We start from the raw sequence: 22561 nt of genomic DNA, 5'->3' as shown, positions 1-22561 counted from the left end.
ATTGATCCTCTGTAAGTCGGCACCTGCATGCAGGTGCACATGTGATGGGGGAACGACTCAGCAAAGATTACTCTCAATGATCTCGTTCCGTACTGACAAATCCTGTGCGCTGAACTACTTTCATAAGGAATCATCACGTTACGGAGGTTGATATGGGATTTTGGCGTATTGTACTGACTATTCTTCTACCACCGTTGGGCGTGTTACTGGGAAAAGGCATCGGTGGGGCATTTATTCTGAACATTATTCTGACGTTGTTAGGTTATTTTCCTGGGTTGGTGCATGCGTTTTGGGTGCAGACGAAAGATGATGGCATTTAATGGCTGAAAAGCCTGTTCGACGATTCGGATGAAATAACGGGGAGACATAGCGCTCCCCGTTACCTTTTATTGATGGCGCGCTATTGCGCGGCACTCACCACCTGATTACGCCCTTGTTGTTTTGCCTGATAGAGCGCGATATCGGCGCGGTTAATCAGCATACTCAGTGTCTCGCCTGCTCTATATTCAGCAACGCCGCAGCTGACTGTTACCTGAATTACCCCTTCACGGTAAGGGAGGTGCGTTATTTCAATGCTGTGTCGTAAGGCTTCGGCGCGCTGCTGCGCGGCGTTGATATCGCAATCGTCGAGTAAAATCACGAATTCCTCTCCTCCCCAACGGCAGGATTGATCGCTAGAGCGAGTGTTGGTCGATAAGGTAGAGGAAACCTCTCTTAAAACCAGATCCCCGACGTTGTGGCCGTACTTGTCATTGATTTTTTTGAAGTGGTCAATATCAATCAGAATAATGGAGAGTGGCTTGTGCTGTAAGGCATTTTTCGACCCGAGACGGCGAAATAAATAATCAAATGCCTGACGGTTCATCAGGCCGGTTAATTTATCGGTCGTTGCCATCTGTTCCAGACGGCGTTGATATCCTCCAATCGTCAACCACAGCAGGAACAGGAAGAGGACGCTGACGAATGTGCTGATACCCAGATTTTTAAGCAGCGTGGTGAACAGCCGTTTTTCACTGGGGTGACTGGTTTGCTCGACCATCAAATACCAGCTGAATTCAGGGATGAGTCGGGTGTTGAGGAAAATATGTTCCCCGTTTGACTGATATTCATAAGCGCCGCCAGGGGCGGTTAAAATCGCGGTTGCGATCCGGTTCAGCCCTTGCTGTTCCTGAATTTGCAGTGGGCGCGCGTAGTTTTCTCCATGCAGCGTAATGTTACCTTCTTTATCAATGAAATAGATGGTCCGGTTATAGCGCTGCTCGTATTTTTCAATAAGATGTTTAACGCGATCAACCGGGATGCCTACGCCGGTAATGCCAATAAAATTGTCTTCATAATCCATGACTTTATGGTTGATGAAGATGTCCAGACGGGTACGCTCTTCAGGATCGACGCGGAGATCGACAACGTAGGGCATGTCATCCGATAGGGCTTTGTGTTGGAAATACCATTGATCGTCGGGGGATGTTTCTGAGACGGTTTTTAGGATGCGTTGCTGATCGTAATAAAGCCCCGTTTTATCAGAGATGAAAAAAGAAAATACAGTGTTGAAGCGGCGATCGATCTCTTTCAGATAGCGGAATAGAGCCTGAGGATCGCTTTCATTTTTTAGTACCCAGTCACGCAAAAAAGTATCGTGCGCCATCAGAGATGAAATAAAGATAGGCTTTAACAAATCTTGCTGGATTTCCGAATAAACGTTATCGCTGGTCAGCGGCAGGGTATTTTCTTCGATCTCTTCTTCCAGTGATTCTTTAGCCACTTCATAGCTGGTCCAACTGATAACCAGAAAGGCGGTGAGCAGCATGGATCCGAGTATTATGATTGCGCGTGTTTTATCCAGCCAGCGTGCGTTATTGATGAATCCAGTCTGCAAAGTAATCTCCCCAGAGAATAATTGATGAGGTAGGTGAGTAACTTACTGTTTCACCTGAAAAATTAGGATTTATGTTTTACTGGATTTACGTTGTAGCACCAAATAGGCGGCGTTGTATCGTCGGACAAAAAATGGCTCGTCTGTGAGATCCAGTATAGTGGTTCTCGTGTGGAAGTATTAGCGGCAGGTTGCCGGAACGTAATGTTTTGTATTTTATTGTGGGCTTGTTAAAGCTCTCTTGTCGGTTTGATTATCCCTATGGTTAGATTTCATCAATCAATGATGTTGGGTGGATGACCATGAGCCATTATTCAGCAACGAAAGAATCAGGCCCAACAGCGCTTTTATTGATTAATAAACAGGCGCGGAATGGCGATTCCTCAGCACGCTATGTGAAAGAACTATTACAGCAAAGCCAGATCAGCATCGTCGAACCGGATGAAAACGACACAGGTTCGTGCAGCGACATTATACGTGCGTATGCGGATCGGGTGGATTTTGTGATTATCGGCGGTGGTGATGGCACGCTGAATTCTGCCGCACCCGGCCTGGTTGATACCGGATTGCCGCTAGGCGTGCTGCCATTAGGGACGGCGAATGATTTTGCCCGTACGGTGGGGATCCCCAGAGATATTCGGCAGGCCGTGCAGGTTATCGCTAACGGGCAGCAGCGTATTGTTGATTTGGGTGAGGTCAACGGGCATCTGTTCTTTAATGTTTCCAGTATTGGGTTTTCGGCGGCATTGGCGCGCGGGCTGTCAGCGAAATCCAAGAAACGGTGGGGCACATTGGGCTATGCGCTGGCGGCCTTTAAGCTCTTGAAGCAAAGTCGTCCTTTCCGCGTGGAGATTGAGCATGACGGCATCAAAGAGCGGGTGAGAACCGTGCAGGTGTCGGTGGGGAATGGGCGTTTCTACGGCGGAGGCATGGCGGTAGCAGACAGTGCCGCGCCCGATGATGGTCTGCTGGATGTGTATAGCCTGGAGGTTTCTCACTGGTGGGAAATGGTGGCACTGATTCCCTTTATCCGCAGGGGAACGCACGGTCGCTGGCGCAAAGTCCGCGCTTTTTCCGCCAAACAACTGACGTTGAATACGACGAGGCCGCACGATATCAATGCCGACGGCGAGCTGATTGGCAAAATGCCAGCGGTATTCGGGATCAGAGAAAAGGCGATTCAGGTTTTTGCGCCACCAGTGCCAGATTAGAACCTGAACTAAAACAAACAGGGACACCGCATGGTGTCCCTGTTTGTTTATAAAGGGGGCTTCAGCGGATTATTTAAATACGCGGAAACGCTCTTCAAAGGAAATATAGGTTTTCTCACCGGCTGGCTGTTCGATTGAGCCGAATGGCATTTGAGCACGCAGCTTCCAACTGGCTGGCAGGTTCCACTGTGCTTTAACATCATCGTCGATCAGCGGATTGTAGTGCTGGAGTGAGGCGCCAATTTTTTCCTGCGCCAGCGTAGACCACACGGCAAACTGAGCAATACCGGTTGAATGTTCAGACCAGACTGGGAAGTTATCGGCATAAAGCGCGAATTTTTCCTGTAGCGCTTCAATCACGGCGGTGTCTTCAAAGAACAGGACAGTACCTGCGCCAGCGGCAAAGGAAGCCAGTTTGTTTTCTGTTGCGGCAAAGGCGTCCGCCGGTACAATTTTCTTCAACTGCTGCTTAACAATATCCCACACTTTATGATGCTGTTCGCCGAACAGAATCACAACGCGTGAGCTTTGTGAATTAAAAGAGGAGGGGCTTTCATTAACGGCTTCGGTAATGAGGGCGGTAACCTGATCTTCTGATATCGGTAATTTATTACCGATGGCATAGATTGAACGACGGGCCTTGATTGACTGCAAAAAAGCATTACTCATGGTGTGTTCCTCAGTTTACGTGATGATTTGCCTTGATAATGTGTCACTGATTTTCGCCGTATTCAATGGCTTATCGTGCCGGATGCCAATCTTTCCTTTTTCAGCCTGATCCGCCGCAGACGTCACAGTGTGGGTTTTTCGGCAGCATCATTTCGCGAAATTGCAGCGTCATCGCATCGAACATCAGCAGTCGACCTGTCGCTAGTCTGCCGTAACCGGTCAGTAGCTTAATGGCCTCCATCGCCTGCAAACTTCCGATGGTGCCCACCAGCGGCGACATTACGCCAGCCTCGACGCAGGTCAGCGCATTGGCACCGAACAGACGGCTGAGACAATGATAGCAAGGTTCATCAGGTTGATAGGTAAAGACGCTGATTTGGCCTTCCATCCGAATCGCCGCCCCAGAGATCAGCGGCTTCTTGAGCTGAAAGCCAATGCGGTTTAGACGGTTGCGAATGGCGACGTTGTCGGTACAGTCCAGCACCGCATCGTGTTGGTTGACCAGTTCGCTCAACGCCTCGTCATCGAGATCGCCATCAACCGTATCGAGCGAAAGATGCGGATTCATATCGGATAACGTCAGACGCGCGGATTCCACCTTCGCCATGCCGATACGGGCATCGCGGTGCAGAACCTGACGTTGCAGGTTAGACAGAGAGACGGTATCAAAATCCAGCAGCGTTAAATGGCCGACGCCCGCCGCGGCCAGATACTGCGCGGCGGCACAGCCTAGCCCACCCAGCCCGACAATCAGCAGACGCGAAGCCTTCAGCTTTTCCTGTCCGTCAAAATCAAAGCCGCGCAGCACAATCTGTCGATTGTAGCGCAGCATCTCTTCATCGCTCAGCTCCGGCAACATACTCAGTGCCCCAGCAGCGCGTTGAAGGGCTCGATTTCGACCCATTCGCCAGCGGCAACGCGACCGCGATCTTGTTCAAGCACAATGAAGCAGTTACCGAGGCTGAACGAGCTGAAAACGTGTGAACCCTGATGCCCGGTGGTTCTCACTTCTAGTTCACCCTGCGCGTTACGGCTGAAAATGCCGCGTTGGAAATCGGTGCGCCCCGGCGTCTTTTTCAGTGCGCTGGTGGTTTTGACGCGAATCCGTGGCGGCAGGCGCCATTGCGTATAGCCAGACAGGCGAGCCAGCAGCGGCTGAACCAGTTGATAGAACGTCAGCGCAGCAGAAACCGGATTCCCCGGCAGGCCGCAGAACCAGGCGTGTTGCAGCTTGCCAAAGGCGAAGGGCTTACCGGGTTTGATCGCCAGCTTCCAGAAGTGGATATCGCCCAGTTCATCCAGCATTTGCTTGGTGTAATCCGCCTCGCCAACGGAAACGCCGCCGCTGCTAATCACCAGATCGGCAAGCTGGTCAGCCTCATGGAACGCGGCACGCAGCGCGGCCGGATCGTCGCGGATAATCCCCAGATCGTGCACTTCGCAGCCCAGCTGTTCCAGCATCAAACGGACGGCAAAACGGTTGGTGTCATAAATCTGGCCGTCTGCCAGCGGTTCGCCGACGGGTTGCAGTTCATCACCGGTTGAAAACACCGCGACTTTCAGGCGGCGCACCACGTCAATCTGCGCAATCCCCAGTGACGCCAGCAGCGGCAGCTCCGCCACGCCAAGCTTGCAGCCCGCGGGTAACACGCTGGCGCCAGCCTGAATATCTTCTCCCGCCAGACGAATATTTTGGCCGGGTTTTACCTCATGAGAAAAGCGGATGCTGTCCTCGCTGACTTCGGCTTGTTCCTGCATGATGACGGCGTCGGCGCCTGCGGGAATCGGCGCACCGGTCATGATGCGAATGCAGGTTTCGGCAGGCCATTCGTCGGTGAAGGGCGCGCCAGCGAATGCTTTTCCAGCCAGCGGTAGGGAGGCCGAAACGGACAAATCGGCGCAGCGTACGGCATAGCCATCCATCGCGGAATTGGCGAAAGGCGGGACGTTAATCGGGGAGGTGATAGCATGGGTGGTAATCCGTCCTGCGGCGTCGAACAGGGATACGCGCTCTGTCTCGGTAAGGGAAGGAACCTGAGAAAACATGTTTTCCAGAGCTTGTTCAAGAGTCAGTAAACCTGCGTTAACGCTTTCCATCTTCACTCCACAGCTTGTTTTATCAATACGACTGATTTCATTAATATGACTTATTTCATCAGTAAGAATCGTGTTCCGGCAACGCGCCGTTCATAGGCGAAAACCCGTTTCCTATGCCAGTATTAATTATGTCAGAGTTCGTAACGTGGGTGAATGTATGCAGGTCAAGGAATAGGATTGTTGGCTTGTGAATCCCGTCAGGTATCAAACGACAAGGATGGGTGCGAAAGCGTCACTTTTTTCCCACAAGTCGAAACATTTCGGGCAAAAGTGGGTGGATTTGCAGGACATATTCCCCCTGATGGCGTGTCTTTATGACAATTAACTTAATGTTATAAAAAGAAATTTTTCACTGTGTCGATTTCAGTTTCCGCTTTACATCATACCTTGCGCTAAATATAGTCGAAAATCGCTGATAATTTGTCCCTGACCGCGTTGCGCTGATTCCAGCCGCATTTATATGGAGATTTGCCGTTCATGTTGCCCACACAGGATCATTATGCCTCGCTATCTTCCCCTGTTTCGGGGCTGATTTTGCCTGAAAAACGGGTGGTGGAGGTGCGCAACCTGAGTGTCTATTTTGAGCAGCAGGGGCAGCGGACCGACGCGGTGCGTAATTTGACGTTCTCTGTCGATCGCGGCGAAACGCTGGCTATCGTCGGAGAGTCGGGGTCGGGTAAGTCGGTGACGTCGCTGGCGCTGATGCGGTTGGTTGAGCATGCGGGCGGCGTGATTCACCAAGGCGATATGTTATTTCGCCGTCGCGATGGGCAGGTGCTGGATCTCCGTGGTGCCCGCCAGCGTGCGATGCGCATGTTACGCGGTGCGGATCTGGCGATGATTTTCCAGGAGCCGATGACATCGCTGAATCCGGTCTTCCCTGTCGGCGAACAGATTGCCGAGTCGATTCGTTTGCATCAGGGGATGGACAGACGCGCCGCGCGAACAGAAACCTTGCGCATGCTGGATCTGGTCAGAATACCGGAAGCGCGCAACGTACTGGATCGCTATCCCCACCAACTTTCTGGCGGCATGCGCCAGCGGGTGATGATTGCGATGGCGCTCTCCTGCAAGCCGTCGCTACTCATTGCTGATGAACCGACGACCGCGCTGGATGTCACCATTCAGGCGCAAATTCTGCAACTTATTCGTGTGCTACAGCGTGAAATGGAAATGGCCGTGATTTTCATCACCCATGACATGAGCGTGGTGGCGGAAATGGCCGAGCGTGTACTGGTTATGCACCGTGGGGAAAGCGTCGAAGCGGGGAGCGTTGGGCAGATCTTTACTGCCCCGCAGCATCCGTATACTCAAGGGCTGCTGGCGGCGGTACCGACGTTAGGGTCTATGCGCGGTCAACCGTTCCCGGAAAAATTTCCGCTGCTGGATCAACATTCGGGACGTATTGCGGACAACGTCCCGCAGGATACCGTTCCCGCGCAGGCGGAGCCGATCTTACAGGTCAGCAATCTGGTGACGCGTTTTCCCATTCGCAGTGGTTTATTGAACCGCGTAACTCGGCAGGTGCATGCGGTAGAAAACGTCAGCTTCGATCTCTGGCCGGGCGAAACGCTCTCGCTGGTCGGCGAATCGGGATGCGGCAAGTCCACCACCAGCCGTGCGTTGCTCCAGTTGGTTGAAAGCCAGAGAGGCGAGATTACCTTTAACGGTCAGCGAATCCATCAACTGAAAGGTGCCGCGTTACAGCACCTGCGGCGCGATATTCAGCTGATTTTTCAGGATCCCTATGCGTCACTGGATCCTCGTTTGACGGTCGGTTTCTCGATTATGGAACCGCTGCTGGTGCACAACATTTGCCGTCGGCAGGAAGCGGAAAAGCGCGTTGAGTGGCTGCTGTCGCGCGTCGGGCTGGAGCCGGAGCACGCCCGACGCTATCCGCATGAATTTTCTGGTGGCCAGCGTCAGCGCGTTTGCATCGCCAGAGCGCTGGCGCTGAACCCTAAAGTGGTGATTGCGGATGAAGCGGTATCCGCGCTGGATGTGTCGATTCAGGCACAAATCATCAACCTGATGCTGGAACTGCAACGTGAATTCGGCATCGCATTTTTGTTTATTTCACATGATATGGCGGTGGTTGAGCGTATTAGCCACCGTGTGGCGGTGATGTACATGGGGCAGATTGTCGAGATCGGCTCGCGGCAAGATGTATTCGAGCGGCCTCGACATCCTTATACCCGCAAGCTGATGTCGGCAGTACCGGTTGCCGATCCCTCACGCCGCCAGCGTGAGCAGGTGCTGCTGGTTGATGAAATACCCAGCCCGATTCGGGCGCTTGGCGATGAGCCGATCACGGCGCCTCTGGTTCAGGTCGGTGAGCGGCACTTTGTTGCGCACCATCCGATAGCCGGCGCGTATTGACAGGGATTCACAAGGAGAACGTAGCATGAGCGTAATGACGATAAAGCGGCGCTGGTTAGTGGCCGCAGGAGTAACCGCTGCGATGGCGGCTTCACCCGTCTGGGCAGCCAAAGATGCGGTTATCGCCGTGGGTTCCACGTTTACCAGCCTGGATCCGTATGATGCCAACGATTCGCTATCGCAGACGGTGGCGAAGTCCTTCTATCAGGGGCTCTTTGGCTTCGATAAAGATATGAAGCTGGTGAACGTCTTGGCGGACAGCTATGACGTGAGCCCGGACGGCCTGACGTATACCGTCAAGCTGCACCCAGATGTCAAATTTCATGATGGAACGGCGTTTAATGCCGCCGCCGTGAAGGTGAATCTGGATCGCGCCAGTAATCCTGACAATCGCCTGAAGCGATATAACCTGTTCAAGATGATCGACAAAACCGAGGCGGTTGACGATCTGACGGTGAAAATTACGCTGAAGACGCCGTTCTCCGCGTTCGTGAATAATCTGGCACACCCGGCGGCGGTGATGATTTCTCCGGCGGCGTTAAAGCAGTACGGCAAGGAGATTGGTTTCCATCCGGTAGGCACCGGTCCATACCGTTTTGTGGCCTGGAATCAGACCGATTTTGTTAAAGTCGAGAAATTCAACGGCTACTGGAAGGCTGGGTTGCCGAAACTGGACAGCATTACCTGGCGTCCGGTGGTGGATAACAATACGCGTGCGGCGCTGCTGCAAACCGGTGAAGCGCAGTTCGCTTATCCGATACCGTTCGAGCAGGCCAAAGTGCTGGAGAAAAATGACAAGTTAGCGCTGGTGGCATCGCCGTCGATTCTGCACCGCTACATCAGCATGAATGTTACGCAGAAGCCGTTTGATAACCCGAAAGTGCGCGAGGCGTTGAACTACGCGATCAACAAAGAGGCGTTGATTAAAGTGGCGTTCTCCGGCTATGCGACGCCAGCCGAAGGGCCACTGCCGAGCAGCATTGATTATTCAGTAAAATATCACCCGTGGCCTTACGATCCAGCCAAGGCGCGCGAACTGCTGAAAGAAGCGGGCTACCCAGACGGCTTCACTACTACGCTCTGGTCGTCGCATAACCATAGTACGGCGCAGAAAGTCTTGCAATTCACGCAGCAACAGCTGGCACAGGTTGGCGTGAAAGTGCAGGTGACCGCCATGGATGCGGGGCAGCGCGCGGCGGAAGTGGAAGGTAAGGGCGTGAAAGAAACGGGCGTTCGCCTGTTCTACACCGGCTGGTCGGCCTCGACGGGTGAAGCCGACTGGGCGCTGTCGCCGCTGTTTGCAACGGCTTCCTGGCCACCTGCGCAGTTCAATACGGCGTTTTACAGCAACCCGCAAGTCGATGCGGATCTGGCGAATGCGCTGAAAACAACGGATCGGGCGGAAAAGCAGAAGCTGTACAAAGATGCACAGGACAAAATCTGGGCGGATGCGCCGTGGATTTTCCTGGCGACAGAGCGCCTAGTGTCGGCGAACAGCAAAAAACTGACCGGGTTCTACGTGATGCCGGATACCTTATTCAGTTTTGAGGATGCCGATCTAGCGGAGTAATCCGCCGCAAAAGAATGACCAGGGAGTCGGGTGGCCGTGAGGCTGCCCGCAGTGGTCAACACACGTTCACTCATAGGGAGTCCGACGCATGTCTGTGGAAAACTGTTCATGCTGAATTATTTTATCAAACGACTACTGGGACTGATTCCCACGCTCCTGATTGTAATGGTGCTGGTGTTCCTGTTCGTTCATCTGTTACCCGGCGATCCGGCGCGTTTAGCCGCTGGGCGGGAAGCGGATGCTGCCGTTATTGAGATGGTCCGGCAGGATTTAGGATTAGATAAACCGCTGCCGCACCAGTTCTGGCACTTCTTTACTAATGTCCTGCAAGGGGATTTTGGCACGTCGATCGTATCGAAACGCCCGGTCACCGAAGAGATCGCCATGCGCTTTATGCCGACGTTTTGGCTGACGGTGTGCAGCATGGTGTGGGCAGTGATTTTTGGCATGGCGATCGGTATCGTGTCTGCCGTGTGGCGTAACGGCTGGCCGGATAGAATCGGAATGACGCTGGCGGTCTCCGGTCTCTCTTTCCCTGCTTTTGCGCTCGGCATGCTGTTAATGCAGGTCTTTTCTGTTGAACTGGGATGGCTGCCGACGGTGGGGGCAGACACCTGGCTGCACTACATTTTGCCCTCACTGACGCTGGGTGCGGCGGTTGCCGCGGTGATGGCACGCTTCACCCGTGCATCGTTTGTTGATGTCTTACAAGAAGATTATATGCGTACGGCGCGGGCAAAGGGCGTGCGCGAATCGCTGGTGGTGGTGAAACACGGCCTGCGCAATGCGCTGATTCCGGTAGTTACGATGATGGGGCTGCAATTTGGTTTCTTGCTCGGTGGCTCAATTGTCGTGGAGAAGGTCTTCAACTGGCCGGGGCTAGGACGGCTGCTGGTGGATGCGGTGGAGATGCGCGACTATCCGGTGATTCAGGCTGAAGTGCTGCTGTTTTCGCTGGAGTTTATTCTGATCAATCTGCTGGTGGATATGCTGTATGCCGCGATTAACCCAGCCATTCGTTATAAATAAGGAAAGGGAATGAGACACTGGCGACGTAACGCTATGCTGGCGACGCTCCCTGTCATTAGGGATAAATCGGTTCGTACGCCGTGGCGTGAATTCTGGCGGCGCTTTCTTCGGCAGCACGTCGCGGTCACCGCTGGCGTGTTTGTGCTGCTGCTGATTGCGATCGCGTTTCTGGCACCGTACCTGATGCCCTATGATGCCGAGACCTACTTCGATTATGACCGCCTGAATGAAGGCCCGTCGGCGGCACACTGGCTGGGGGTGGATTCATTAGGGCGTGATATTTTCAGTCGGATCCTGATGGGTACGCGTATCTCGCTGGCGGCGGGCATTCTCTCGGTGCTGGTCGGGATGATTATCGGCACGACACTCGGTCTGGTGGCGGGCTACTACGAAGGATGGGCGGACAGGATCATCATGCGCCTATGCGACGTGCTGTTTGCCTTCCCCGGTATTCTGCTAGCGATTGCCGTTGTGGCGATTATGGGCAGTGGGATGGCGAATGTGATTGTCGCCGTCGCGATTTTCAGCATTCCGGCTTTCGCCCGTCTGGTGCGCGGTAATACGCTGGTGCTGAAGCAACTTACCTATATTGAATCGGCCCGCAGCATTGGGGCCAGCGACCGGACGATCCTATTTCGGCATATTCTGCCCGGTTCGGTGTCCTCCATTGTCGTGTTTTTCTCGATGCGCATTGGGATGTCGATCATCACGGCAGCCAGCCTGTCATTTTTAGGGCTGGGCGCACAGCCGCCGATGCCGGAATGGGGAGCGATGCTGAACGAAGCGCGGTCGGATATGGTGATCGCCCCGCACGTCGCGATCTTCCCTAGTTTGGCGATCTTTCTGACGGTCTTGGCGTTTAATTTATTGGGTGATGGTCTGCGCGATGCGCTCGACCCGAAATTGAAAAGCTGAATAAAAAGCAGTGATAAAAAAAGCGCGGTAAATACCGCGCTTTTTAGCAGTCAGACAGTTAGAACGAGGTACGTTTGTAGCTGCGGTACTGCGGTTGCCAGAAGTTATGGTCAATCGCCTTCTGCAACGCATCAGCAGAGGTCACCACGGCTGCGCCCTGCAGCTGTGCGGCTTTACCCACATCCAGTGCAATACGCTTGGACACCTGCTGGATATCGGACAGATCCGGCAGCAGAGCGCCTTCACCATTGTTCGCCAGCGGCGAGCAGTCAGCCAGTGCGCGGCTGGCGGCCATCAACATGCCGTCAGTGATACGCTTAGCACCCGACGCCAGAACACCTAACCCGATACCTGGGAAAATGTAGGAGTTGTTGCACTGGGCGATAGGGAAGACTTTGCCCTGATAGTTAACCGGAGCGAACGGACTGCCGGTGGCGACCAGTGCTGAGCCTTCTGTCCAGCGAATGATATCTTCTGGACGGGCTTCCACGCGGGATGTCGGGTTAGACAGCGGCATCACGATAGGACGCGCGCAGTGCTTGTGCATTTCACGGATGATTTCTTCCGTGAACAGACCCGGCTGGCCGGATACACCGATCAGGATGGTCGGCTTAGCATTGCGTACCACTTCCAGCAGTGAAATCGCGTCGCTGTTGCAATCCCAATCAGCCAGCAGTTCACTTTTCTGCACCAGCTTGCTCTGGAAATCGAGCAGGTTCGGCAATTTGTCCGTCAGCAGACCGAAGCGGTCAACCATGAAGACGCGTGCGCGTGCTTCTTCTTCGCTCAGCCCTTCAGATTTCATCTGCGCGACGATTTGCTCAGCAATACCACAGCCTGCGGAGCCCGCACCCAGGAAGGTGACGGTCTGATCGCGTAGCTGAGTGCCTGCTGCACGGCTGGCGGCAATCAGGCTGCCAATCGCAACGGCGGCTGTGCCCTGAATGTCATCGTTAAAGCTACAGATCTCATCACGATAGCGGTTCAGCAGCGGTGTGGCGTTTTTCTGTGCGAAGTCTTCAAACTGCAACAGCACGTTCGGCCAGCGGCGCTTAACGGCCTGAATGAATTCGTCAACGAAGGAATAGTATTCGTCGTCGGTAATACGCGGGTGGCGCCAGCCCATGTACAGCGGATCGTTCAGGCGCTGCGGGTTGTTGGTGCCGACATCCAGAACGACGGGCAGGGTGTAAGCCGGGCTGATGCCGCCACAGGCGGTGTACAGCGACAGCTTACCGATTGGAATCCCCATGCCGCCGATACCCTGGTCGCCCAGACCCAGAATACGCTCACCGTCGGTCACAACGATGACTTTCACGTTCTGCTTGGTGGCGTTTTGCAGCATATCGTCGATATGTGCGCGGTTAGGGTAGGAGATAAACAGGCCGCGTGCGCGACGATAGATATCGGAGAAGTGTTCACAGGCTTCGCCAACGGTCGGGGTGTAGATGATAGGCATCATCTCACTGAGGTGACCGTCCAGCAGGCGGTAGAACAGCGTTTCGTTGGTGTCCTGAATGTTGCGCAGGTACACGTGTTTTTCAATATCGTGTTTGAATTCCTGGTACTGACGCCAGGCGCGTTCTGCCTGTTCTTCGATGGTTTCGACGGCTTCAGGCAGCAGACCATGCAGGTTAAAGTTAGCGCGTTCTTCTTCAGTAAACGCACTGCCTTTATTCAGCAGGGGAAATTCAAGCAATATTGGGCCAGCGTAGGGAATATGGAGAGGACGTTTGCTTTCGTATTCTAATTCCATGACTTTTTACTCTCGGATAACAGAAAAAACTCAGGTGTTGTCGATCAAAACTGTTGCGGATCTTAAATTACCCAGAAAATATGTACAGGAATTGTTAATTTAAATAGTTACAGATGGCTTGCATCTTAGTCAAAATGCAGGCTTTATCGATTCACCTCTCGTTTCTCACACTTCCCTTTGCTGAAATCCTGTGCTGACCTCTGCCGTTATTCCTCAATAAAGTGGTGTTCAATGTCAGTGCAGCCTAATTCGGCCAGCATAATTTGCGAAATGGCCCAGTGGCTGACAACTGCACTACGACGCTCAACGACAGCCGCGTGTTTAATGGTGCACGCATCTTCGCCGGCAAGGTTCATCAGATTCAATGCAACTTGCAAAGGCGGCAGGCTCGGGTTGAATGCGGCATTTTCTGCGTAGCGTCCGGTATAAATGTTGCCACTTGAGGTTTCCAGCGCAATGCCGCTGATGGCTTTGCTATAGGGCGCGTGGCTACGGTTGGCGGCATCCAGCGCCTGACGCGCAAGCGCGTTCACATTCTGCAAGGTTGTGCCGTGGTTGACGTCATCCATCAGCAAGGTATCGATGTGCAGATCGACGGGACCAAAGGAATCCGGCAGATAGTGGCTGAGCACGGCAGGCTGGCGACCCGGTAATTGAATGCGTAGCGACGCAGCATTACGTAATTCATTCATGAACTGACGACAGTGGCCGCATGGCGTGTAGTTCACGGTCACGGCCCGCAACCCACGTTCATTGCGTATCCAGGCGTGGCTGACGGCGCTTTGCTCGGCATGCACCGTTTGCTGCAACTGAACCGCGCTGAACTCCATGTTGGCACCAAAGTAGAAATTGCCGCTGAGTCCTTGCGCAATCGCACCAACCTGAAAATTCGAGATAGGTGCTTGTGCGCAGGCCGCTGCCAGAGGCAACAGCGCAAAAGCCAACGCGTCGGCGTCTAGCTGGCTGGCTTCACAGACGGCATTCACGTCGTCTGCGGTGAGCATGGCGGCGAAATCTGGTTTATCGATCAAAGGACCGATCGCGGCTTGCAGACTGGCAGGTAATTGCTGGAAGGCGTTTTCAAATCGTGGATGCATATCGGCGTACTCTTTTTACCCGTCAATGACGTCATGTTAGGGAGCAGAGTAGCAATAAATTGTGATAAAAATCTCTTTGTTGAATGAAAGGGCTGCAAATTAACTGCTAAATGCGAGATGTATCTCAATTTTATGGTGGCTATCGTAACCTCTCCTCGCCGTAGGGGCGAAAATAAAAGGCATATAACGAGGTAGCTGTTATATACCTTTCTGTTTAGCTGTGATTTTTCACCAGCATGGTGTGGGCTGAATCAGAAAATGATCTTTTCCTCTCTGGCTTTCTCCAGCCGTTTTTCCGCATCGCAAATCAATGCTTGTACCTCTTTAGCCACGTAACGCGCCGCAATTCCCTCTTTTTTATCGATAGTTTTCCACTGTCGCCGTTGTTTCCTGGCGAGTTCAGGGTAATAAGAGGAAAACAAGGTATGCAGCGCCTGAGTATCGCACAATGCTTCCGATAGGCTCTCTTCGTAGTAAATAAGTGAAATAGTAAAAGGGGAATTAGCACCATTTTCCCGGACGATGCTTACATAAAGTGGCCAATAGTCATCATCCTGCGCGAGTGAAAGCATCGCTGGTGTTGTGACATTAAACCAGGTTCTCCCTATGAGAAAATGATCTTCTTCCGTCAAGTGTGGATGGGCTTTACGTAGGCTAACCAAAATACCCGCAATACCTTTTGCCTGAATAAGCTGATGGCACAATTGCTTATTTTGCTGGAAAAAGAGCAATGCTTCACCGTTAACGCCTTCTAAATTACGTGGCTTCCAATCTGCCAGTGGTTTAGCGGTTAACAAGGAAAAATGATTGACTACTGCTTCATATCGGGAAGCTAGTTGAGCTGACAGTTCAGAGGTCTCTTCTTCATTCGCGCTTTGCCACTGTGCTTGCTTTTGGCAATAGGCCATTAACAATTGTGCCGCAGCATTGTTGTTTTGTAACTGGAGTCGAGCGCGTTGGGCGGCTTTTTCCAGCCATTGATAACTTAGAAATGCCCACGTATTATCCAACGACTCTAATTTTTCCTCGCTGTAGGTTTCAAATTTTTTATCCAAAACCACATAAGCAAATTTGTAACCTTTAAACGAAGTTTCACGAGGAAAGGCGATTTGAACGGTCTTGTAGTAACCATTGAGTTGCTTATTGGATAATTTCGCGCCGACTTTATTTTCAATGATAACGATGAACTGGTTTTTCGGGTCGATCAAAAAGAGATCGAGGCGACGATTTGAACCTACGTGGTCTTTAATACTAAATTCACGCGTCACAAAAGCCGAACCAAAGCTCGTGGTCTGGATACGGCCTGGGGTCCATTTCTTAAAGAATTCTTCATTGAAACATGTATTCGTTTCATGGCCAGCCTGATAAGCCGCAGTCAGAAAATCTTTGATCACGGCATCGCCTTGGCAGTGTCCTTCATTAGGATTAAGGCACCACGCGAGCATATCGGAATGTTGGTTTTCGCTGAGGGTGATGACATCAAGGATGTTATCTGAAATACGCAACCTTTCTCGTAATTCTAGCAACTTCTTGTCCGTGAGAAATTCGTAAAATGTTTGTGCATCCATATCTCATTTTTCCATTTTTATTTATCGAACATTCAATAGCCAGCGACGTGCAAGAGTAGAGGGAAGACTAACGGCGCAATTAGCGACGTGATGATTCCGCAGATGACCAGCGCCAGCGAACTGAATGCGCCTTCCTGATAATCAACCTCCGCACAGCGCGCCGTACCGAGTGCGTGTGAGGCCGTGCCCATCGACAGCCCACGTGCGGCTTTGGTTTTAATACCGACGCGGTTGAACACACTGTGGCCTAAGACTGCGCCGAGAATACCGACAAAAATCACGCAGACGGCGCTGATAGCCGGAATCCCACCAATCGAGCTGGCGACGGCCATCGCAATCGGTGTGGTGACGGATTTCGGCAGCACCGAGGCGGCAATTTCTGGCGATGCCCCCATCCACAGCGCCACCAGCGTGCCGGAGATAATGGCGGTCAGGCTACCGATGAAGCACACGCTGATAATCGACTTCCAGCGCGCGCGAATTTGGTGCAGCTGTTCATAAAGCGGGAACGCCAGCGCGACCACCGCCGGTTGCAGCAGATCGTTAAGGACTTTGCTGCCCTGAAAATAGTGCTCGTAGGGAATCTTCAACACCAGCAGCAGCGGAATAATAATCGCCATCGACACCATTAGTGGGTTCAACAGGGAAATTCGGGTCAGCACGGCCAGTTTACGCGCGGCGAAAAAGACAATCAGAGTGAGGGGCAGCGACCACCACAAATAGCTGAACATTATTCATTATCCTTCGGCGGCGTACGATCGCCAGCCACGGCTCGTTCACGCTGCATTATCTGGGTACTGAAACCCACAACCAACATCACAATAAAGGTACTGATCAGGCAGGAAACCACGATGGGGCCAAACTGTTGGCTGACCAGATCGTAATAATTCATTACGCCGACGCCGATGGGGACGAACAGCAGCGCCATGTGGCGAATAAGAAGGTGGCAACCCGGTTTCACCCACTGCGCGGGCAGAATTTGCGAGGCGAGAAGGATGAACAAGACCAGCATGCCGATGATACTGCCGGGGATAGTGAACGGAAGTAACGCGGATACCGCATTGCCTGCCAGCAGGCAGAGATAAATCAATGCGAAAGCGCGTAAATACTGCCAGCACACGATGAACGTATTACGCATGGGAAATTCCTGATTAGCTGAGGGGATTATCATAACGCTAATGGAATTTACGTGCTACAGCGCACATTGCTAACGTTATGCGGCAACGCATGGCAGGGGATATCAGGTGAATGGCCTGGGTGCGACATCAAACGTGCCACACTCAGGCCTTTGTTGATCCCAATACGTCATTGATCCAAATAGTCGTTAGTCAAATAGCCGTTCGTCATGAATCGCGGTACAGACCGCGTCGGTCAGCTTACGCAGTTCATCAGGCTGAATGATAAACGGCGGCATCAGATAAATGAGTCGACCAAAGGGGCGAATCCACACGCCGCGCTCAACGAAGAAACGCTGTAGCCGCGCCATATTAACCGGACGCTGCGTTTCCACCACGCCGATAGCGCCCAGTACGCGAACGTTCGCCACCAGCGGCGAATCCGCGCAGGGTTGCAGCGCTTCTCGCAACTGCCGTTCAATCTGTTTGACCTGCTCCTGCCAGCGGTTTTCCGCCAGCAGCGACAAACTGGCATTGGCTGCCGCACAGGCGAGCGGATTGCCCATAAATGTCGGGCCGTGCATAAAACAGCCTGCCGCGCCGTTGCTGATGGTTTCCGCAACTATTCGGGTGGTTATTGTGGCAGAGAGCGTCATATAGCCGCCGGTAAGTGCTTTTCCCAGACACATAATATCGGGTGAGATTCCCGCATGCTCACAGGCAAACAGCTTGCCGGTGCGGCCAAATCCGGTGGCGATCTCATCGGCAATCAGCAAGATCCCCCATTGATCGCACAGTTCCCGTACCCGACGCAGATAGGCCGGATGGTAGAAACGCATGCCGCCTGCACCCTGTACGATGGGTTCCAGAATGACGGCCGCAATCTCATGGGCGTGCGTTGACAGCATCGCCTGTAGCGGCACGATCTCCGCTTCCTGCCAGTCGTCGGTAAAACCGCCTTCGTTGATAGCGGCGCAGGGTGGTGCATCGACAAACAGGTGGGTTGGCAGATAGCCCTGATACAGACTGTGCATCGAATTTTGCGGATCGCACACGGACATCGCACCGAAGGTGTCACCGTGATAGCCATGACGCAGGGTGAGAAAGCGCTGACGGGCTTCACCGCGTGCCTGCCAATATTGCAGCGCCATTTTCATCGCCACTTCGACGGCGACCGAGCCGGAATCGGCCAGAAACACGCATTCCAACGCTTCTGGCGTGATATCCACCAGTTGGCGGCACAGCGCCACCGCCGCCGGATGGGTGATCCCGCCGAACATCACGTGCGACATCTGGCTGAGCTGAGCCTGTACCGCCTGATTGATTACCGGATGGTTGTAACCGTGAATCGCTGCCCACCACGACGACATACCGTCAATCAGGCGACACCCGTCGTTCAACTGAAGCTCGACGCCGCTGGCTGATACGACCGGATAGCAGGGCAGCGGTTCTGACATTGACGTGTAGGGGTGCCAGATGTGGCGCTGGTCAAAAGCAAGGTCTTCTGGATTCATGGTGATCTTTCGTAAACCAAAATGGACTCTATTTGGTTGACAGTATATCGGGTTAATTTACACTGGCGAAACGTTTTTAGTTTGGAGATGCCGAGATGGCTGGCCGCATGTACTGGACGCTTGAGCAAGCGCAAGACTTATTTAATAAACCGTTTCTGGAACTGATGTTTGAAGCGCAGCAGATCCACCGTCAGCATTTTGATCCCCGTCAGGTGCAGGTTAGTACGTTACTGTCGATCAAAACCGGTTCTTGCCCTGAGGACTGTAAATATTGCCCGCAGAGCTCCCGCTATCGCACCGGGATTGATACCGAACGCCTGATGCAGGTTGAACAGGTGCTGGAATCTGCCCGTCAGGCGAAAGCCGCAGGATCGACGCGCTTTTGTATGGGCGCGGCGTGGAAAAATCCGCACGAGCGCGACATGCCGTATCTGGAACAGATGGTGCAAGGCGTGAAAGCGATGGGGATGGAAACCTGCATGACGCTGGGGACGCTGCACAACGATCAGGCCGCGCGTTTGGCCTCTGCCGGACTGGATTTCTATAACCATAACCTCGATACCTCGCCGGAATTTTACGGCAGCATCATCACGACCCGCACGTATCAGGAGCGTCTGGATACGCTGGATAAAGTGCGCGGCGCGGGCATTAAAGTCTGTTCCGGCGGCATTGTTGGGTTGGGGGAAACCGTGCGCGACCGCGCCGGGCTGCTGGTGCAACTGGCTAACCTGCCGACGCCGCCGGAAAGCGTGCCGATCAACATGCTGGTGAAGGTGAAAGGCACACCGCTGGCGGATAACGATGATGTCGATCCGTTTGATTTTATTCGGACTATTGCCGTTGCGCGCATCATGATGCCAGCTTCCTATGTGCGCCTGTCTGCCGGACGCGAGCAGATGAGCGAGCAAACGCAGGCAATGTGCTTTATGGCCGGTGCGAACTCCATTTTCTACGGTTGCAAACTGCTCACGACGCCAAACCCGAAAGAAGACAAAGATCTGGCGCTGTTCCTCAAGTTAGGTCTGAATCCGCAGCAGACGGGGACTGAGTTTGGGGATAACCAACAGCAGCAACGGCTGGCCGAACAGCTAATTAACGCCGATAGCGAGCAGTTTTATAATGCTGCGGTATAACGTCCAGCCTGCAAACCGTCGGGTAAGGCGTGCTGCATCATGAGCTGGCAGCAACGTATTGACGCCGCGCTGGTACAACGCCAGCGCGATGATGCCTACCGTGTGCGGCGGGTGAATCAAGGCGGTAGCGGGCGCTGGCTGATGCAGGGCGACCGCTGCTACCTGAATTTTTCCAGCAACGACTATCTGGGGCTGAGCCACCACCCGGAGATTGTACGTGCCTGGCAGCAGGGCGCTGAGCAATACGGTATTGGCAGCGGCGGTTCCGGGCATGTGACGGGGTATACCGATGCCCATGCCGCGCTGGAAAACCAGCTTGCCGACTGGCTGGGCTACCCGCGTGCGCTGCTGTTTATTTCCGGCTATGCCGCGAATCAGGCGGTGGTGGCGGCGCTGGCACAGGCGGAAGATCGTATTTTTGCCGATAAGCTCAGCCACGCTTCACTGCTGGAAGCGGCTGCACAGTCACCCGCGACGCTGCGCCGTTTTAAGCACAATCAGGTCGATAGCCTGCAAGCGCTGCTGGAAAAACCGACGGACGGCCAGACGCTGGTGGTGACCGAAGGCGTTTTCAGTATGGATGGTGATACCGCCCCGCTGTCAGCGCTACAAGCCCAGTGCCGAGCGCACGATGCCTGGTTGATGGTGGACGATGCACACGGGATTGGCGTACTGGGTGATGAAGGTCGCGGCAGCTGTTGGCAGCAGGGCGTCAAGCCTGAACTGCTGATTGTCACGTTTGGCAAGGCGTTCGGTGTGAGCGGCGCGGCGGTACTGTGCGCCGAACCGCTGGCCGAGTACTTCCTGCAATTCGCTCGTCATTTGATTTACAGCACCTCGATGCCTGCGGCGCAGGCCTGTGCGCTGAGCGCGGCGGTCAACTGTATCCGACAGGGCGACGAGCGGCGTGATGCGTTGCGACGCAACATCGCCCAGTTCCGCGCGGGCTTTTCCAACTCGTCCTATCAACTGATGGATTCACAGAGCGCGATTCAGCCGCTGATTGTCGGTGAGAATGTGCGGGCAATGGCACTGATGAGCCATCTGCGTGAACAGGGCGTCTGGGTCAGTGCGATGCGCCCGCCGACAGTGCCTGTCGGCAGCGCGCGTCTGCGGATTACGCTGACGGCGGAACATCAGCCGGAAGATATCAGTCGCTTGCTTACGGTATTGCACCATGCTGACAGAAAACTATAACAAGCAGGCGATTGCGCAGGCGTTTGGGCGGGCGGCGGGGTGTTACGATCGCTTTGCCGAGCTGCAACGTACTAGCGGAGAACGTCTGCTGGCATTGATGCCGCCACACAGCGGTCTACAGGTGCTGGATGCGGGGTGCGGAACCGGGCATTTTAGCCGCCACTGGCGTCAGACTGGTAAACATGTGACTGCTCTGGATCTGTCGGTGGAGATGCTGGCGTATGCCCGTGAATTGGACTCAGCAGACTGCTATCAGGAAGGGGATATTGAAAACCTGCCGTTGGCTGATGGCAGTGTGGATATCAGCTATAGCAATCTGGCCGTGCAGTGGTGTGATTCGTTACCGCGTGCGCTGGCCGAGCTGTATCGGGTTACACGACCGGGGGGCGTGATTGCGTTTGCGACGCTGGCGGACGGCTCCTTAAGCGAACTGTCACAGGCGTGGCAGCGGCTGGACGGCACGCAGCGGACGAATCGCTTTCTGCCGCTCTCCGCTATCGACGCAGCCTGCCAGCCTTACCGACATCATTTAGTACAAGAACGTGAAGTCTGCCTTTTCCCTGATGTATTGACGTTGATGAAATCGCTGAAGGGGATTGGCGCGACCTGGCTGCACGAAGGGCGTACGCCGGGGCTATTGAGCCGGGCACGTCTGGCGGCGCTGTCTGCCCACTATCCGCAAGAGCAGGGCGGCTACCCGCTCAGCTATCAACTGGTTTATGGAGTGATTTATCGTGATTGAGCGCTGGTTTGTGACGGGCACGGATACCGAGGTTGGGAAAACGGTCGCGAGTACGGCGTTACTTCAGGCTGCTAATCAGGCTGGATATCGTACCGCAGGCTATAAACCCGTGGCATCTGGCTGTGAAATGACAGCCGATGGCATTCGCAACAGCGATGCGCTGGCGCTTCAAGCTAATAGCAGTGTCCGGCTGGAGTATCAGGCGGTGAACCCGATGGCGTTTATGGAGCCGACGTCACCGCATATTATCAGTGCGGTGGAGCAGCGGCCTATCCATCTCTCGGCATTGTCCGCAGGGCTACGGGCATTAGAAACGCAGGCAGATTGGCTGCTGGTCGAGGGCGCTGGTGGGTGGTTTACGCCGCTGTCAGAGCAGGATACGTTTGCCGACTGGGTGGTACAGGAACAGCTTCCCGTGATTTTGGTGGTCGGCATCAAGCTGGGTTGTATTAATCACGCGATGCTAACGGCCCACGCCATTCAACACGCTGGCCTGTGCCTTGGCGGCTGGATTGCTAATGACATCACGCCACCGGGAAAATGGCACCAGCCGTATCTGCAAACGCTGCAACAGCGCCTACCCGCGCCGATGCTTGGCGAAATTCCTTATATATCGGATCTTCAGCAGCATGATTTGGGGCAGTATATTGATATTGGGTTATTAGCGAAATGAGTAACGTCACTAAAAAAATGGGA

Annotated in this window: 20 protein-coding genes; 10 read left to right on the top strand and 10 right to left on the bottom strand. The window is 53.8% G+C overall.

Annotated features, from left to right (window positions below):
* Positions 1-152: 152 nt before the first annotated feature.
* Complete coding sequence (locus tag QWJ20_RS02950; protein WP_010280855.1) at positions 153-320, top strand: YqaE/Pmp3 family membrane protein; 168 nt, start codon at positions 153-155, stop codon at positions 318-320.
* An 80-nt stretch (positions 321-400) separates the two neighbouring features.
* On the opposite strand, the gene QWJ20_RS02945 is transcribed toward QWJ20_RS02950, so the two are convergent.
* A complete protein-coding gene (locus tag QWJ20_RS02945; RefSeq protein WP_433991799.1) occupies positions 401-1876 on the bottom strand; it encodes a sensor domain-containing diguanylate cyclase in 1476 nt (491 codons plus the stop codon).
* Positions 1877-2169: 293 nt separating this feature from the next.
* On the opposite strand from QWJ20_RS02945, the gene QWJ20_RS02940 reads away from it, so the two are divergent.
* On the top strand, positions 2170-3084 hold the full coding sequence (locus tag QWJ20_RS02940; protein WP_433991798.1) for a lipid kinase: 915 nt from the start codon (positions 2170-2172) through the stop codon (positions 3082-3084).
* A 69-nt stretch (positions 3085-3153) separates the two neighbouring features.
* Here the strand turns inward: QWJ20_RS02940 and QWJ20_RS02935 are convergent, their stop codons facing one another.
* The 3 genes from QWJ20_RS02935 to moeA form a co-directional block, all read right to left on the bottom strand.
* The gene (locus QWJ20_RS02935) at positions 3154-3753 is read right to left on the bottom strand and encodes a nitroreductase family protein (protein ID WP_039480107.1); all 600 of its coding nucleotides are present in this window, start codon (positions 3751-3753) and stop codon (positions 3154-3156) included.
* A gap of 100 nt (positions 3754-3853) precedes the next feature.
* Positions 3854-4612: a molybdopterin-synthase adenylyltransferase MoeB gene (gene moeB, locus QWJ20_RS02930; protein WP_275208997.1), complete on the bottom strand. Its 759-nt coding sequence runs from the start codon at positions 4610-4612 to the stop codon at positions 3854-3856.
* 2 nt (positions 4613-4614) lie between these two features.
* Positions 4615-5850, bottom strand: coding sequence for a molybdopterin molybdotransferase MoeA (gene moeA, locus QWJ20_RS02925; protein WP_433991797.1), 1236 nt, complete (start codon positions 5848-5850; stop codon positions 4615-4617).
* Positions 5851-6327: 477 nt separating this feature from the next.
* On the opposite strand from moeA, the gene QWJ20_RS02920 reads away from it, so the two are divergent.
* From QWJ20_RS02920 to gsiD, 4 genes are all read left to right on the top strand, one after another.
* Positions 6328-8229: a dipeptide ABC transporter ATP-binding protein gene (locus QWJ20_RS02920; protein ID WP_433991796.1), complete on the top strand. Its 1902-nt coding sequence runs from the start codon at positions 6328-6330 to the stop codon at positions 8227-8229.
* A 25-nt stretch (positions 8230-8254) separates the two neighbouring features.
* The gene (gene gsiB, locus QWJ20_RS02915; protein WP_433991795.1) at positions 8255-9799 is read left to right on the top strand and encodes a glutathione ABC transporter substrate-binding protein GsiB; all 1545 of its coding nucleotides are present in this window, start codon (positions 8255-8257) and stop codon (positions 9797-9799) included.
* 108 nt (positions 9800-9907) lie between these two features.
* Entirely contained in the window at positions 9908-10828 is a 921-nt protein-coding gene (gsiC, locus tag QWJ20_RS02910) for a glutathione ABC transporter permease GsiC (RefSeq protein ID WP_039480114.1), read from the top strand.
* A 9-nt stretch (positions 10829-10837) separates the two neighbouring features.
* On the top strand, positions 10838-11743 hold the full coding sequence (gene gsiD / locus QWJ20_RS02905; RefSeq protein WP_095699074.1) for a glutathione ABC transporter permease GsiD: 906 nt from the start codon (positions 10838-10840) through the stop codon (positions 11741-11743).
* A gap of 58 nt (positions 11744-11801) precedes the next feature.
* Here gsiD and QWJ20_RS02900 read toward each other — a convergent pair whose 3' ends face one another.
* From QWJ20_RS02900 to bioA, 6 genes are all read right to left on the bottom strand, one after another.
* On the bottom strand, positions 11802-13499 hold the full coding sequence (locus tag QWJ20_RS02900; protein ID WP_095994217.1) for an NAD-dependent malic enzyme: 1698 nt from the start codon (positions 13497-13499) through the stop codon (positions 11802-11804).
* 206 nt (positions 13500-13705) lie between these two features.
* Positions 13706-14596: a cytidine deaminase gene (gene cdd / locus QWJ20_RS02895; protein WP_433991794.1), complete on the bottom strand. Its 891-nt coding sequence runs from the start codon at positions 14594-14596 to the stop codon at positions 13706-13708.
* A 251-nt stretch (positions 14597-14847) separates the two neighbouring features.
* On the bottom strand, positions 14848-16164 hold the full coding sequence (locus tag QWJ20_RS02890) for a PD-(D/E)XK nuclease family protein (RefSeq protein ID WP_433991793.1): 1317 nt from the start codon (positions 16162-16164) through the stop codon (positions 14848-14850).
* Positions 16165-16196: 32 nt separating this feature from the next.
* Positions 16197-16895, bottom strand: a complete 699-nt coding sequence (locus QWJ20_RS02885; protein ID WP_433991792.1) for a CidB/LrgB family autolysis modulator — start codon at positions 16893-16895, stop codon at positions 16197-16199.
* Positions 16895-17302 carry a CidA/LrgA family protein gene (locus tag QWJ20_RS02880; RefSeq protein ID WP_014914903.1) on the bottom strand — a complete coding sequence of 136 codons (408 nt, stop codon included), beginning with the start codon at positions 17300-17302 and terminating at the stop codon, positions 16895-16897. The genes QWJ20_RS02885 and QWJ20_RS02880 overlap by 1 nt, the downstream gene beginning before the upstream one ends.
* Before the next feature lie 186 nt (positions 17303-17488).
* Positions 17489-18793, bottom strand: a complete 1305-nt coding sequence (gene bioA, locus QWJ20_RS02875; protein ID WP_433991791.1) for an adenosylmethionine--8-amino-7-oxononanoate transaminase — start codon at positions 18791-18793, stop codon at positions 17489-17491.
* A gap of 95 nt (positions 18794-18888) precedes the next feature.
* Between bioA and bioB the strand changes: the two genes are divergently transcribed.
* Genes bioB through bioD form a run of 4 tightly spaced genes read left to right on the top strand, consistent with a single transcriptional unit; the run spans position 18889 to position 22538 of the window.
* A complete protein-coding gene (gene bioB, locus QWJ20_RS02870) occupies positions 18889-19926 on the top strand; it encodes a biotin synthase BioB (protein WP_433991790.1) in 1038 nt (345 codons plus the stop codon).
* A 39-nt stretch (positions 19927-19965) separates the two neighbouring features.
* The gene (bioF, locus tag QWJ20_RS02865) at positions 19966-21123 is read left to right on the top strand and encodes an 8-amino-7-oxononanoate synthase (RefSeq protein WP_433991789.1); all 1158 of its coding nucleotides are present in this window, start codon (positions 19966-19968) and stop codon (positions 21121-21123) included.
* The gene (gene bioC, locus QWJ20_RS02860) at positions 21104-21865 is read left to right on the top strand and encodes a malonyl-ACP O-methyltransferase BioC (RefSeq protein WP_433991788.1); all 762 of its coding nucleotides are present in this window, start codon (positions 21104-21106) and stop codon (positions 21863-21865) included. The genes bioF and bioC overlap by 20 nt, the downstream gene beginning before the upstream one ends.
* Positions 21858-22538, top strand: coding sequence for a dethiobiotin synthase (gene bioD, locus QWJ20_RS02855; protein WP_433991787.1), 681 nt, complete (start codon positions 21858-21860; stop codon positions 22536-22538). Before bioC ends, bioD begins: the two co-directional genes overlap by 8 nt.
* The last annotated feature ends 23 nt before the right edge of the window (positions 22539-22561 follow it).

Source organism: Pectobacterium sp. S5 (assembly GCF_051707265.1).
GTDB lineage: Bacteria > Pseudomonadota > Gammaproteobacteria > Enterobacterales > Enterobacteriaceae > Pectobacterium > Pectobacterium polare.
This window is presented reverse-complemented; position numbering and strand designations above follow the sequence as displayed.

Coding starts and splice junctions, on each gene's coding strand:
- moeB (WP_275208997.1), bottom strand. CDS start 4,612: ATGTTGCCGGAGCTGAGCGATGAAGAGATGCTGCGCTACAATCGACAG.
- QWJ20_RS02950 (WP_010280855.1), top strand. CDS start 153: ATGGGATTTTGGCGTATTGTACTGACTATTCTTCTACCACCGTTGGGC.
- gsiB (WP_433991795.1), top strand. CDS start 8,255: ATGAGCGTAATGACGATAAAGCGGCGCTGGTTAGTGGCCGCAGGAGTA.
- QWJ20_RS02900 (WP_095994217.1), bottom strand. CDS start 13,499: ATGGAATTAGAATACGAAAGCAAACGTCCTCTCCATATTCCCTACGCT.
- gsiC (WP_039480114.1), top strand. CDS start 9,908: ATGCTGAATTATTTTATCAAACGACTACTGGGACTGATTCCCACGCTC.
- QWJ20_RS02890 (WP_433991793.1), bottom strand. CDS start 16,164: ATGGATGCACAAACATTTTACGAATTTCTCACGGACAAGAAGTTGCTA.
- bioB (WP_433991790.1), top strand. CDS start 18,889: ATGGCTGGCCGCATGTACTGGACGCTTGAGCAAGCGCAAGACTTATTT.
- cdd (WP_433991794.1), bottom strand. CDS start 14,596: ATGCATCCACGATTTGAAAACGCCTTCCAGCAATTACCTGCCAGTCTG.
- QWJ20_RS02885 (WP_433991792.1), bottom strand. CDS start 16,895: ATGTTCAGCTATTTGTGGTGGTCGCTGCCCCTCACTCTGATTGTCTTT.
- QWJ20_RS02880 (WP_014914903.1), bottom strand. CDS start 17,302: ATGCGTAATACGTTCATCGTGTGCTGGCAGTATTTACGCGCTTTCGCA.
- moeA (WP_433991797.1), bottom strand. CDS start 5,850: ATGGAAAGCGTTAACGCAGGTTTACTGACTCTTGAACAAGCTCTGGAA.
- bioC (WP_433991788.1), top strand. CDS start 21,104: ATGCTGACAGAAAACTATAACAAGCAGGCGATTGCGCAGGCGTTTGGG.
- QWJ20_RS02940 (WP_433991798.1), top strand. CDS start 2,170: ATGACCATGAGCCATTATTCAGCAACGAAAGAATCAGGCCCAACAGCG.
- QWJ20_RS02920 (WP_433991796.1), top strand. CDS start 6,328: ATGTTGCCCACACAGGATCATTATGCCTCGCTATCTTCCCCTGTTTCG.
- bioF (WP_433991789.1), top strand. CDS start 19,966: ATGAGCTGGCAGCAACGTATTGACGCCGCGCTGGTACAACGCCAGCGC.
- QWJ20_RS02935 (WP_039480107.1), bottom strand. CDS start 3,753: ATGAGTAATGCTTTTTTGCAGTCAATCAAGGCCCGTCGTTCAATCTAT.
- gsiD (WP_095699074.1), top strand. CDS start 10,838: ATGAGACACTGGCGACGTAACGCTATGCTGGCGACGCTCCCTGTCATT.
- bioA (WP_433991791.1), bottom strand. CDS start 18,793: ATGAATCCAGAAGACCTTGCTTTTGACCAGCGCCACATCTGGCACCCC.